Annotated in this window: 12 protein-coding genes; 6 read left to right on the forward strand and 6 right to left on the reverse strand. The window is 59.5% G+C overall.

Annotated elements, in window-relative coordinates:
- The first annotated feature begins 85 nt into the window (after positions 1 to 85).
- The 4 genes from E1K68_RS12555 to E1K68_RS12570 all read left to right on the forward strand — a co-directional run bounded on the left by E1K68_RS12555 (position 86) and on the right by E1K68_RS12570 (position 4,948).
- The gene (locus E1K68_RS12555; RefSeq protein WP_047710654.1) at positions 86 to 658 is read left to right on the forward strand and encodes a hypothetical protein; all 573 of its coding nucleotides are present in this window, start codon (positions 86 to 88) and stop codon (positions 656 to 658) included.
- 121 nt (positions 659 to 779) lie between these two features.
- Entirely contained in the window at positions 780 to 1,520 is a 741-nt protein-coding gene (gene dnaQ, locus E1K68_RS12560; protein WP_164692278.1) for a DNA polymerase III subunit epsilon, read from the forward strand.
- Between the two features lie 588 nt (positions 1,521 to 2,108).
- Positions 2,109 to 4,364, forward strand: coding sequence for an Orn/Lys/Arg decarboxylase N-terminal domain-containing protein (locus E1K68_RS12565; protein ID WP_212614167.1), 2,256 nt, complete (start codon positions 2,109 to 2,111; stop codon positions 4,362 to 4,364).
- 8 nt (positions 4,365 to 4,372) lie between these two features.
- Positions 4,373 to 4,948, forward strand: coding sequence for a GNAT family N-acetyltransferase (locus E1K68_RS12570; RefSeq protein ID WP_057709844.1), 576 nt, complete (start codon positions 4,373 to 4,375; stop codon positions 4,946 to 4,948).
- Positions 4,949 to 5,047: 99 nt separating this feature from the next.
- Here E1K68_RS12570 and E1K68_RS12575 read toward each other — a convergent pair whose 3' ends face one another.
- Entirely contained in the window at positions 5,048 to 5,956 is a 909-nt protein-coding gene (locus tag E1K68_RS12575) for a LysR substrate-binding domain-containing protein (RefSeq protein WP_003190700.1), read from the reverse strand.
- Between the two features lie 183 nt (positions 5,957 to 6,139).
- On the opposite strand from E1K68_RS12575, the gene E1K68_RS12580 reads away from it, so the two are divergent.
- Positions 6,140 to 6,478 carry a hypothetical protein gene (locus E1K68_RS12580; protein ID WP_034135396.1) on the forward strand — a complete coding sequence of 113 codons (339 nt, stop codon included), beginning with the start codon at positions 6,140 to 6,142 and terminating at the stop codon, positions 6,476 to 6,478.
- A gap of 49 nt (positions 6,479 to 6,527) precedes the next feature.
- On the opposite strand, the gene E1K68_RS12585 is transcribed toward E1K68_RS12580, so the two are convergent.
- Positions 6,528 to 6,764: a hypothetical protein gene (locus E1K68_RS12585; protein ID WP_032900575.1), complete on the reverse strand. Its 237-nt coding sequence runs from the start codon at positions 6,762 to 6,764 to the stop codon at positions 6,528 to 6,530.
- A 227-nt stretch (positions 6,765 to 6,991) separates the two neighbouring features.
- Between E1K68_RS12585 and E1K68_RS12590 the strand changes: the two genes are divergently transcribed.
- Complete coding sequence (locus E1K68_RS12590) at positions 6,992 to 7,549, forward strand: NAD(P)H-dependent oxidoreductase (protein ID WP_003190705.1); 558 nt, start codon at positions 6,992 to 6,994, stop codon at positions 7,547 to 7,549.
- 122 nt (positions 7,550 to 7,671) lie between these two features.
- Here the strand turns inward: E1K68_RS12590 and poxB are convergent, their stop codons facing one another.
- From poxB to tssI, 4 genes are all read right to left on the reverse strand, one after another.
- Entirely contained in the window at positions 7,672 to 9,396 is a 1,725-nt protein-coding gene (poxB, locus tag E1K68_RS12595; protein WP_003190707.1) for a ubiquinone-dependent pyruvate dehydrogenase, read from the reverse strand.
- A 136-nt stretch (positions 9,397 to 9,532) separates the two neighbouring features.
- Complete coding sequence (locus E1K68_RS12600) at positions 9,533 to 10,636, reverse strand: type VI immunity family protein (protein WP_240520842.1); 1,104 nt, start codon at positions 10,634 to 10,636, stop codon at positions 9,533 to 9,535.
- Positions 10,611 to 11,489: a VRR-NUC domain-containing protein gene (locus tag E1K68_RS12605; RefSeq protein ID WP_212614168.1), complete on the reverse strand. Its 879-nt coding sequence runs from the start codon at positions 11,487 to 11,489 to the stop codon at positions 10,611 to 10,613. Before E1K68_RS12605 ends, E1K68_RS12600 begins: the two co-directional genes overlap by 26 nt.
- Positions 11,489 to 13,020, reverse strand: a 1,532-nt coding sequence (gene tssI / locus E1K68_RS12610) for a type VI secretion system tip protein TssI/VgrG (RefSeq protein WP_244858799.1), incomplete at its 5' end; no start/stop codon positions are given. The genes E1K68_RS12605 and tssI, both read right to left, overlap by 1 nt.

Consider the following 13,020-nt stretch of genomic DNA (forward strand, 5'->3'; position numbering starts at 1 on the left):
CTGCGAAGCTGCTCGTTAGTCTGGCTTCAACGGTCGGTTACCCCGTAATCGACTTCAAGCCATTCGTAAGCGTGAGGTAATAAGCATGGGGATTCTTCGTAGGTGGGCACTGAGTGCATGGGTCGCGGCTGCGGTTTTTTCCGTCGGGGCCAACGCTCAAGCTACCCCCGTCATCAAGGAGCGAGGCGGTCTCTACTATCTGGCACCTGGGTATACCGCGGCTGACGTCGCGAATTTCTATTGGCGTAGCCTGAATGGCTGGTCGGAGCATCCAGCCGAAATGGCCAAGTATTATCAGAAGGATGGCGTTTACGCACTGGCCTATGCGCCGGTCGATGATTTTCCGAATGTGGGCTTTAAGCGTGCCAATAAAGGGCGCCAGGAAATGACCGATTACTTCACCAACTTCAGCAAGCAGTTGGGCAACTTGAGGTATAGCGATCCCAAGACCTGGACCTTGCTCCAGACCACCCAAAAGGGCACCTATGTGTTTGAGTACAGCAGCGATGGGGTGATTCGCGCCACTAACAAGCCCTACCAGCAGCGCTTCATCGCTATTTTGCGAATGGCCAAGGATGGGCAAATCCAGGCGGTGCGCGAGTATTGGGACCCCTACGTGGCCCTGCGGGATTTTGGCCTGATCAAAAAGACCCAGTGATCGTTGCGGCTTACAGGGTCAGGGTTGCGCGGGCGAGTTGCTCGTCCGCACACTTATAGAGCGTGCTAATATCCCGCCCCTTGAACTGTACCGAACCGTTGAGAGCTGAACCCTGATGGCCATCCGATCTGTTGTACTCGATACCGAAACCACCGGCATGCCGGTGACCGATGGTCACCGGATCATCGAAATCGGCTGTGTCGAACTGATGGGGCGCCGCCTGACCGGCCGCCACTTCCACGTCTACCTGCAACCGGACCGCGACAGTGACGAGGGCGCGATTGGCGTCCACGGTATCACCGATGAGTTCCTCAAGGGCAAGCCGCGCTTTGCCGAAGTGGCCGATGAGTTCTTCGAGTTCATCAACGGCGCCCAGTTGATCATTCATAACGCGGCGTTTGACATCGGCTTCATCAATAACGAATTTGCCCTGATGGGGCAGACCGACCGTGCGGACATCTCCCAGCACTGCACGATCCTCGATACCCTGATGATGGCCCGCGAGCGTCATCCGGGCCAACGCAACAGCCTCGACGCCTTGTGCAAGCGTTATGGTGTCGACAACTCCGGCCGTGAACTCCACGGCGCCTTGCTCGACTCCGAGATCCTGGCCGACGTTTACCTGACCATGACCGGCGGGCAGACCAGCCTGTCCCTGGCCGGTAATGCGTCCGATGGCAGCGGTTCGGCGGAGGGCTCGGGCAACCGACCTTCGGAAATCCGCCGCTTGCCGGCTGATCGCAAGCCGACGCCGATCATCCGCGCCAGCGAGCAGGACCTGGCCGAACATGCGGCGCGGCTGGAGGCGATTGCCAAGGCTGCGGGTGCACCGGCGTTGTGGACGCAACTCACTCAGCAATAACCGCTCAAGTGGGCTCGCCTGCGAAGGTGGTCTGGCAGCGTTCACCTATCTATCTGACGCCCCACGATCCAAATGTGGGAGCAGGCTTGCCTGCGATGGCGGCCCCCCAAATCACTGGCGGATTACGGGCACACCGAGCCCAAGCGAGGTGCCGAGTGGTGGGGCAAGAGCCCTTTGGTTACTTTGGGCTGGGCCGGCATTCCGGCTTTTCCAAAGTGACCCGCCGTCAGGGCGGAACCCTAAGTAGCCGTTACCGCAGCAATGGATATGTACACAATCCAACTGTGTTGACTGTCAGGCCGCTTTCGCGAGCAAGCCCGCTCCCACAGTTGGATCGCGGAGTGTCAGGTAGACAGATGTCGGCTGGCAGGCCGTCATCGCAGGCAAGCCAGCTCCCACAGTTTGATCGCGGGATGTCAGGTAGGTATGGCCCAGCTCGCAGGCCGTCACGGGAGCAAGTTCCCTCGCCAGAGGTTCAGCCCCGTACCGAAGTTATGTAGATACCTCTCGACCGCCTGTGAAATCTTCATTCGCCACTTTTGCTTCCAGCTTCTACCCTTGTGCAAAGCCTCCAGAGTAAGAGTGCTCATGTACAAAGACCTGAAGTTCCCCGTTCTGATCGTGCACCGTGACATCAAGGCCGACACCGTTGCCGGTGACCGGGTTCGAGGCATCGCCAGGGAGTTGGAACAGGAGGGCTTCAGTATTTTTTCTGCGGTGGACTACGCCGAGGGGCGGCTAGTGGCCGCTACCCATCACGGCCTGGCCTGCATGCTGATCGCCGCCGAAGGCGCTGGGGAAAACACCCATCTGTTGCAGAACATGGTGGAGTTGATTCGCTTGGCGCGCCTGCGCGCACCCAACCTGCCGATCTTTGCGCTGGGCGAGCAAGTCACGCTAGAAAACGCACCCGCCGATGCCATGAGCGAGCTCAACCAGCTGCGCGGCATCCTATATCTGTTCGAAGACACCGTGCCGTTTCTGGCGCGCCAAGTCGCCCGCGCCGCACGCACCTACCTGGATGGCCTGTTACCGCCGTTCTTCAAGGCTTTGGTGCAACACACCGCCGACTCCAATTATTCTTGGCACACCCCCGGCCATGGCGGTGGCGTGGCCTATCGCAAAAGCCCGGTGGGGCAGGCATTTCATCAGTTCTTCGGCGAGAACACTCTGCGCTCGGACTTGTCGGTATCGGTGCCCGAGCTGGGCTCGCTGCTCGATCACACCGGGCCGTTGGCCGAAGCCGAGGCCCGCGCTGCGCGTAACTTTGGCGCCGACCATACGTTCTTCGTGATCAACGGCACGTCCACCGCCAACAAGATCGTCTGGCATTCCATGGTGGGGCGCGATGACCTGGTCCTGGTGGACCGCAATTGCCACAAGTCGGTGCTGCATTCGATCATCATGACCGGCGCGATCCCTCTCTACCTGTGCCCGGAGCGCAACGAGCTGGGGATCATCGGCCCCATTCCCCTGAGCGAATTCAGCCCCGAGTCGATCCGTGCCAAGATCGACGCCAGCCCCTTGACCCGGGGGCGGCTACCGAAAGTGAAGCTGGCGGTGGTGACCAACTCCACCTACGACGGTCTGTGCTACAACGCGCAATTGATCAAGCAGCAACTGGGCAACAGCGTCGAGGTGCTGCACTTTGATGAGGCCTGGTACGCCTACGCCGCCTTTCACGAGTTCTTCGCCGGGCGCTATGGCATGGGCACCTCGCGCACGCCGGACAGCCCCTTGGTGTTCACCACCCACAGTACGCATAAATTGCTTGCCGCATTCAGCCAGGCGTCGATGATCCACGTGCAGGACGGCGGCGCACGGCAACTGGACCGTGACCGCTTCAACGAAGCCTTCATGATGCATATCTCCACCTCGCCGCAATACAGCATCATCGCGTCGCTGGATGTGGCCTCGGCGATGATGGAAGGCCCGGCCGGGCGCTCGCTGCTCCAGGAAATGTTCGACGAGGCCTTAAGTTTTCGTCGCGCCCTGGCTAACTTGCGCCAGCATATCGCGGCCGAAGACTGGTGGTTTTCCATCTGGCAGCCACCCTCGGTCGCGGGCATCGACCGGGTCTCCACGGCGGATTGGCTGTTGCACCCAGGGGATGAGTGGCATGGCTTTGGCGACGTGGTCGAAGACTACGTGTTGCTGGACCCGATCAAAGTCACGCTGGTGATGCCTGGCCTCAACGCTGGCGGGGCCTTGAGCGAGTGCGGGATTCCCGCCGCAGTGGTCAGCAAGTTCCTCTGGGAACGCGGGCTGGTGGTGGAGAAGACTGGGCTGTATTCGTTCCTCGTGCTGTTTTCCATGGGCATTACCAAAGGCAAATGGAGCACCTTGCTCACCGAGCTGCTGGAGTTCAAGCGTAGCTACGATGCCAATGTCAGCCTGGCCAGTTGCTTGCCGTCGGTGTATGCCCAAGGCCCGGCGCGTTATCAAGGGCTGGGGCTGCGCGACCTTTGCGACCTGTTGCACAGCTGTTACCGTAGCAATGCCACGGCCAGGCACCTCAAGCGTATGTATACGGTATTGCCGCAAATCGCGATGAAACCCGCGGATGCCTACGATCAGTTGGTCAGGGGCGAGGTGGAGGCGGTCTCTATCGATGCCTTGGCAGGACGCATCGCCGCCGTGATGCTGGTGCCTTACCCGCCGGGCATTCCACTGATCATGCCTGGCGAACGCTTCACCGAGTCAACGCGTTCGATCATCGATTACCTGGCATTTGCCCGCACGTTCGATAGCAGCTTTCCCGGTTTTGTCGCGGATGTGCATGGGCTGCAACATGAAGATGACGGCAGTGGCCGTCGTTACACCGTCGATTGCATCAAGGGTTAAGGAAGTTTATGCAAGCTGTGATGAACCCGAAGTATCCAGGGCTCAGTGTGCGAGTCGCCGACGAAGGTTTTGACGCCTATGTGTGGGGCAACGATTTCAGCTTTGAAGTCAGCGCCTATGGGGTGCCGCAAATGGGCCAGCGCGTCGAACAATGGCCGGTGGAGCGCGTGCTGCCGTACCGCAAGTGCTATGGCATCGACCCGGAAGAATTCGCCAGTTTTCGTGATGCCGCCGACAGCTCGATCTTCATGGCGTATCTGGATGACCGCGCAGTGGGGCATATCGTGGTCAGCACCAACTGGAACGGTTTCGCCCATGTTGACGAGTTGGCCGTGGCGTTACCGGCGCGCCGACATGGCGTGGCCAAGTCGCTGTTGGACGTGGCGCAGTTCTGGGCTCGCAAGAAGAACCTGCCGGGCATGATGCTTGAGACCCAGAACAACAACCTCGGCGCCTGTCGCCTGTATGAGCGTTGTGGCTATGTAATGGGCGGCATCGATCAACTGCGTTATCGCGGGATTGACCCGCAAACCCGCGAGGTCGCGATTTTCTGGTATCGGTTGTTCAAAGCAGAAGCGGACTGATCTCTGTAGGAGCGAGCTTGCTCGCGAAGAACGTGAACGATCACACGCTCATCCTGATGTAACGCGGCGCCTGTGGGTTTTTCGCGAGCAAGCTCGCTCCTACAGGGGCTTGGTGTCGTTACCAAGCAGGCTTTCGGCTTTCTGGATGACGATCTCCAGCAGCGCATTCAATGCAGGGGAGGCCGCAGCGTCTTGCAAGGTCAGCGCATACAGGCTGACCACTATCGGTGGTGACACCGGGCACGCATCAAGCCCGGACTCGCGTGCACCCAAGGCGGTGAACGGGTCGACAATCGCCAGGCCTTCTCCGGCTTCCACCAGGCCGCGCATCATCGGGTAGGTCTGTACGCGCGTCTGCACCACAGGCATCGGCCGCAGGGCATGCAGCTTGGCGTCCAGCAAACGGCTGAGCGGATCATGGCCTTCAAGGCCGATCAACGATTGGCCGGCCAACTCCTGCAGCGCAATGTACTTTTGCTTGGGCTTGAGCCAGCCATGGGGGGCCAGCAACTGCAATTTGCCTTGGGCCAGCACCGTGCTCTGGATATGGGGGTGTTCTGGGTCATGCAGGCTCAGGCCCACGTCGGCTTCATGCAACAGCAGGCTGTTGATGATCTCGCCAACTGGCTGGCTCGACAGGTTGCACGGCATGTCCTGGAAGCGTCGACGCAGCGCGGCAATGCTCTGCGGCAACAGTTGGTTGGCCAGCGGCGGCGTGCAGAGGGCGCGCAGGGGCGGAGCATGATGGTGTTTCAAGCGGCTGGCAAGGCGTTGCAACGGCTCCAGGGCTTCATACAGAGTTGTGATTTGTGCCTGCAACTCCAGGGTTTCCCGCGTGGCCTGCAAGCGCCCGCGCACGCTGGCGAACAGCATGAAGCCCAGTTGCTGCTCAGCATCCTTGAGGGTGGCGTCTACGTCGCCCACGGGGAGTTGCAACCACTCGGCGGCGGTGCCGAGGTGGCCGGTCTGCAAGATGGCCTGAATCACTTCGATATGACGTAAACGCATGGCCGGAGTCTATGTGCAGTGCGCAGGGGTTTCAATGGCGCAGGCGTTCGTGCGCAAAAAAGACTGCCGGGGTCGTCCCGGCCTATGGCGCTCAGCCAGGACCCCATTAGAATGGCGGGTCTGATCAGCAACGACCCCTGCCGGTTTCCCGGTACTTAAAATAAAAAACAGGTCTGGTCTCATATGCCTCTACCCTCGACGTTCTTCGGGGTAACGGCCAAGCAACTCGTGGTCCTGGTGACCGTGGGAGGCCTGGCGGCTTACTTCTTCAATCATCAGGATGAACCGACGCCGGACAATCTTGCACTGGAAGCCTTTATTCGCTCCCAGCAACAGGTGGGCGAGCAGGTGGGCGCAGTAGTGGGGATTACCCTGGTCAGGGAGGTCGAGGCTTACCCCGCGTACAACGCGCCGGGTTACAAGCGCTCGATGTATACGGTGCAAGGGGAGCGCGGCCAGTTGCTGGTGACGCTCAAGCAAGGCGAGCAGGGCATAGAGGTAACGCAGATCCGCCGCCCATGAGCGTTCCCAGCCCAGTCGCCAGGACTGAGCAGGTGAACAAGGCAAGCGCTTACGATGCCAGAGTGGTTGCGGACTCGCGCACGAGAATAATGCCCGACTGGATCAGTTTGAATTCATCACCTTCCAGCTTTTCTACACGGTCGCCAATGGCCAGCTTGTAGGTCGTGGTGGGCGTCGATCCCGCCAGGTCGCCTTGCGCCGGGTTGGATTCCTGGAACTCATGCACCGAATACACGCGGCCTTCCGCGTCTCTGGCATGAAACTGTCCAACAAGTACTGCAGCCATCTGTTTAGAACCTCTGGAGATAAACACTCGATTTGCGGTTCTGTAGACCGTCAGGGAGCGGGGTAGTTTACCTATAAGAAAAAAATACTATTCGCTGATATTTTCAGACGCTTCCTACGCAAGTGCTGGCAAGGAAAACGTCGAGGGAATCCGCATAACCCTCTGGTGAACGCGTTGCGAAGCCTCTATAACTACAAGCTCCTTTATTCAGAAGTCGGGAAACCTCAATGAGCAAGGTCTACACGATTGCCGTCCTGGTGGGCAGCTTGAGAAAAGAGTCAATCAACCGCAAGGTCGCGCTGGCCTTGGCCGAACTGGCCCCTGCCAATCTCAAGTTGAACATTGTTGAAATCGGCGACTTGCCGCTCTACAACGAGGACATCGACGGTGCAACGCCGCCAGCAGCCTACAGTACTTTCCGCAAACAAGTGAGTTCATCCGACGCGGTGCTGTTCGTCACCCCCGAATACAACCGCTCCGTGCCAGCCGCCTTGAAAAATGCCATCGACGTGGGCTCGCGCCCTTACGGGCAAAGCGCCTGGAGCGGCAAGCCGGGGGCGATCATCAGCGTCTCGCCGGGTGCCATCGGCGGCTTTGGCGCCAACCACCATCTGCGCCAGTCCCTGGTGTTCCTGGATGTGTGGTGCATGCAGCAGCCGGAAGCCTACCTGGGCGGGGCGGGCAGTGTGTTCGATGAGGCGGGGAAGGTGTCGGACAAGACCAAGCCGTTCCTGCAGGCGTTCATCGATGCCTATGGCAAGTGGGTAGAAAAACAGAAAGGCTGAAATTAGCCCGGCAGCTGTAGGAGCGAGCTTGCTCGCGAAAAACTCGAGGACAACGCGTTCATTCAGGATGTCAGCGTTGTCGTTACGGTCCTCGCGAGCAAGCTCGCTCCTACAGTAGGGGGTTATCGAAGCCAGTTGGTGCGTGCCAGCTCTATGACCTCATCGCCACGCCCGCTCATCACCGCCTTGAGCATATACAGGCTGAACCCCTTGGCCTGTTCCAGCTTGATGCTCGGCGGCATCACCAGTTCCTGAGTGGCGGTCACCACATCCACCAACACCGGTCCATCATGGGCCAGCGCACGGCGCAGGGCCGGCTCCAGGTCTTCGGATTGCTCCACCCGAATGCCCAAGATCCCCATGGCATTGGACATGGCCGCGAAGTCCGGGTTTTTCAGCTCGGTGCCAGTGTCCAGGTAACCCGCCGCCTTCATCTCCATGGCAACAAAGCCCAGGGACGAATTGTTGAACACCACCAGTTTGACCGGCAATTGCAGCTGCGCCAGGGAAATGAAATCTCCCATCAGCATGGTGAAACCACCGTCCCCAGACATCGAGATCACCTGCCGTCCAGGGAATGCCGCCTGGGCGCCGATAGCCTGAGGCATGGCGTTGGCCATCGAGCCATGGTTGAACGAGCCGATCAGCCGACGCTTGCCGTTCATCTTCAGATAACGCGCCGCCCACACAGTGGGTGAGCCGACATCGGCGGTGAAGATCGCATCATCATCGGCCAGCTCGCTGAGCAAGCGCGCCACATACTGGGGATGGATCGGCCTACCAGCCTTGGACGGTTGCGCCAGGTCATCCAGGCCTTGGCGGGCTTTTTCGTAGTGCTTCAGGGAGGTGTCGAGGAAGCTGCGATCGGTCTTGCGGGTCAAGCGTGGCAGCAGCGCGGCGATGGTTTCACTGACGTCGGCGGCGATGCCCAGGTCCAAGGTCGCACGGCGCCCCAGGGCTTGTGGGTTGCGGTCCACCTGGATGATCTTGGCGTCGGTCGGGTAGAACTGGCGATAGGGGAAGTCGGTGCCGAGCATGATCAAGGTGTCGCAATCGAGCATGGCGTGGTAACCGGAGCTGAAACCGATCAGGCCGGTCATGCCCACGTCGAACGGGTTATCCCACTCCACGTGCTCCTTGCCCCGCAGTGCATGCACCACCGGCGCGCCGAGGGCGTCGGCCAATGCCACCACCTGATCGTGGGCACCGGCACAGCCGCTGCCACACAGCAGGGTAACTTTCTCGCTGCTCTGGAGCATGTCGGTGAGGCGCTGCAGGTCCTGCTCGACCGGCACGGTGCGCGGTGCGTGCAAGGCCGGCCACGGCTTGAGCTTATCTTCCACCTCCAACAGCGATACATCTCCCGGAATCACCACCACCGCCACGCCTCGGTTGAGGATCGCCGAACGCATGGCACGGTGCAGCACCTGAGGCATCTGCGCGGGGTTGCTCACCAGCTCGATAAAGTGGCTGCACTCCTTGAACAGTTCCTGGGGATGGGTTTCCTGAAAGTAATTCAGGCCCACCTCCGAGGACGGAATTTGCGCGGCAATCGCCAGCACCGGCACATGGTTGCGATGGCAGTCGAACAACCCATTGATCAAATGCAGGTTACCCGGCCCGCAACTGCCGGCGCACACCGTCAACTCGCCGGTGGCCGCCGCTTCGGCACCGGCAGCAAAGGCGGCGACCTCCTCGTGGCGCACATGCATCCACTCGATGCTGTCCATGCTGCGCAGGGCGTCAGTCAAGCCATTGAGGCTGTCGCCGGTCAGCCCCCAGATACGCTTGATACCCGCTTGTTCCAGGGTGGTCGCCAACTGCTGCGCCAAGTTGATTTTCGCCATGAGGAACTCCAATCGTCAGTGAGGTTGAAAAACTGCTGATCAGTAGGGGACAGTTCAATCACGGCGAATGCTCCGCCTTTAATGTGAAGATTGCGTCATGCTTGCACTCAGTGATGCATACCTTCATAAGCCCTGATCAGCGGCACAAAGGATTACGCGGGAGCTGTTGCTTGGCTGTGAGCAATCGCGATGCTGGCGTGGGCCAGTCGCTGTCGGCATCGAAACGTGCCATCCAGCGGCGGCTATCGGCGTCGGTAAAGCGCTCATTTGGGTCTCCGTCCCATTGGCCGAAGCCCAGTAATCCCAAGTCGTCATAACGGATGGGCTTGAGCAGCCTGTTCAAGAGCATGGGCAGTTCCGGCACGCCGTGTTCGACAGGGTATAACTCGGGCTGTTCGCCCAGCTCGATCCACTGGCCGCTGTGCAGTTCGATGACGCTGATGCAGGGGTGAGCGAGTGCGCTACGTACCTGTTCGCGGGTCAGGTCGAGCTTTTCTCGCCAGTGATCGGCGAGCAGGAAGGCCCAGGTCGGCGGTCGGATGCCGCTAGGCAGTTCGTCGCGCATGCCAAAGGGGTACTCAATATCAAGCCCGTAGAAAGCTGGCGTGAGCGCTCGCTCCCAGGTAGTGACTTCCGCCCGGGTGCCATATTCCATTGGATTGGCCATGGCGAAGCCGCTGTAGACCTGGTGAGCCTTGAGCAGGTCAATGGTCTTGAGGACGAACTGGCGCCAGGCATCGCGGTTGTCCAGCCACCATTGCCAGCGGTAATAGAATGAGATGGAGGAGTAATTGATTCGAGCTCCGTCAGCCTGGAACCGCCTGCGCCAGAAATGGCCTGCGGTCGTAGGGGAAGACGCATGATTCGGTTCGTCGGTGAACCAGAAAACGAAGGTCTCGCTTGGGTGAGACTCCAGGGCCTGCCTGCGAAGATCAGGCTCTTCTTCCGGATAAGCATGAGGGCGCTCTGCCTCCGGGTGTATCGTCATGGTGTAGGGGTAGCCAAGCAGTTGCTCGAAGGCTTCGTGGATATCCACCATCAGCAGGGCGATATCTCGATGGTTGTCAGGGGTAGGGGGGAAGTAGAAGCTGATGAAGGGGCTGACGCTGTGCGAAGCTAGCTCAGTGCCGGATTCGGAGTTTGGCCACTCTTTCAATAACTCGATAAAGAGATCTTTTTCTTCAACGGTAAACAATTGGTGTGTTGTACTCATTTTATTTCTTTTTCCTTGCTTGTTCACTGGGAGTAGATTTCTTCTTGTCTGCGTCAAAGCCAACGCAATCCTCCGGCACCCTTAAAAGCGCAACCTTCTCCTTGCCAACCTTGTTCGGATTGATGCCTGTTTGCGGAGTCATGAGCAGCACGTAATGATCGAGTTGTTCTTCTCTCACCCAATCCCCCGGAAACTTGATCTCCACCGCCGCAAACACATTCTCGGTTTCAAACGGCTCTTGCCGGTACTCAACCACCACCAGATCAGGCGCCAGCAAACCCTTCGGCCGTGGCCAAAAAGGCTGCACGGCACTGCCGAACCGTTTGGGCCGCGTAACCGGCTCGCCCAACAACGCCTTCTTGCTGTTGCCGTTGTAGTTGGGTTCGGCCTTGAGCGGGCTGCGCCACTCCAGTGCCTCGTCCACGGCTTCAAAAAACAACGAGGCGGTAAATTGTTTGAGGGCGATCTCGATGGTGGTCGGTACCGTATCGCCGGCAATTTTCTTGCGGATACGGCGCGGTACCTTGATCGGCATCTGCAGCGCAACGGTGCAGACTTGGCTGATCGCCGGGCGAAAGGGCACTTTGCGTTCGATGTATTCCTTGAACGTGATGTTCTCCTGGCCTCGTCGAGAAACCGTGCTATTACCGCCGCGATCCACCACGGCAAAGGTGGAACTCTTGACCTCGATCTCGCGGGTCATTGCTTCAATGGTGACGCGAAGGGTTTCCTTGATCTGCTTCCTGCGCTCGGCAATTTCCACCGCGAGTTGGGCCAGTTCGGCGGCGGTTCTGCTGTTCTCAAAAGCCTGGTTTGCCCGATAGGCGCGATAGGCACCGTCGATGATCCGCGCGACGGCTGGAGCTAGTGGGCCTGGCATCAGTCGAGGTCTCCACTGTGTTGATCCAGAAAGTCGTCGGGGAAAATCGCCTTGGCCTCAACGGGGGTGCCTTGATCATCAAGGGCCATCAGGTAGGGGGCCCACGTTTCGGTGATTTGCTGATCGTCGCGCATGATTGCCTTATGGGCCTGCACGGGTTTGGCTGCCGGCGTCACCGTCCACTCAGTGCCACCCAAGGGGCAGGTGCGCCCTTCGGCAAGCAGCGCCGTGCCATCGGTGATGCGATACCGATAGCCTGCGAAGGCACGTTGGTCGTTCTTGAGCAACGTGTAGCGCCCCAGGAACGGTCCCGGCGGTACGGCAGGCAGTTGCGGAGTGCCGAGTGGGTTACCCGTTCCGATCGGATCTGTGGTCACAGGGCCTTTGATTCTGATGGCCAGTCCATCGAGCGTGATGCCATTGCCATCAATCGTGATGCTGCCGCCGGGCGCTCGCAGAATAAGGCGCTCGTTCGATGCAACATCGAACACTCGGGTTTTTTGCTCAATGCGCTGTCCTGCGCAGAGGCGGTAATGGTTGCGTACTGATTGTTCAGCATTGCCGCCGATCTGCACCTGGTGGTCAGCGGCGATCCTGTCATGCCGATTGTTGGCAATTTCTTCGACGCGGTCTCCACCGATGTCGATGTGGTGGTTGCGCCCTACAGTGTGTATACGATCACGGCCCACTTGCAGATGCTGGTCTTGAGCGACAGCAATGTCTTCATCGTTGCCCACTCGTTCGCTGCGGTCATGACCGATTTCGATGTGCTCGTCATGCCCGACTTGTTCGCTTCGGTCGTTTCCTACGAAGGTAGTGTTGTTGTGCTTGATGTGGACGTTTTTGTCTTTTTCGGCATGGATGAACACCTCCTGATGGCCCAACTCATCCTCAAATCGCAGCTCATTGAAGCCTGCACCCTTATGGGTTTGGCTCTTGATGGTCATCCGCGTCTTGTGTTTGGGCAGCTGGTACGGCGGCAGATTGGTCTCGCGGTAGGTGCGGCCTGTGGCGATGGGCTGGTCAGGGTCGCCATCCAGAAAACTGATGATCAGTTCCTGATCCACGCGCGGCACGGCCATGGCGCCCCAGGTCGCACCGGCCCAACCCTGAGCCACACGAATCCAGCACGAGCTCTGATCGTTGTTTTTGTCCGAGCGATCCCACGGAAACTGCACCTTGACCCGGCCCCATTCATCGCAATAAATCTCTTCCCCAGGTGGCCCAACCACCGTGGCAATCTGCGGGCCATCGATGCAGGGTTTGGCACGCAGTGGCGCCTTCCAATCCGAGGTCCAGCGAATGGCGGTGGCGGTCATTTCATAAGAGGTGCCGTGGCCGCTGCCGAACGCCTCCTCCTCCAGGCTGGTGTGCTGTTTGCCTTCGTGGGTGATGGCGATGGTGCGCCAGCGGTCATTGAAGTCTTCGCGGGGATGCTCGTTGAGGTCGAACGCCAGCCCCGGTTGCAGGCGTGCATCGTCACCGGCCAGGTGCGCCAGTTTGGCGTCATTGCGCAGGGCGGTCAGCCGGG

This window comes from Pseudomonas sp. B2021 (assembly GCF_018135665.1).
Taxonomy (GTDB): domain Bacteria; phylum Pseudomonadota; class Gammaproteobacteria; order Pseudomonadales; family Pseudomonadaceae; genus Aquipseudomonas; species Aquipseudomonas lactis.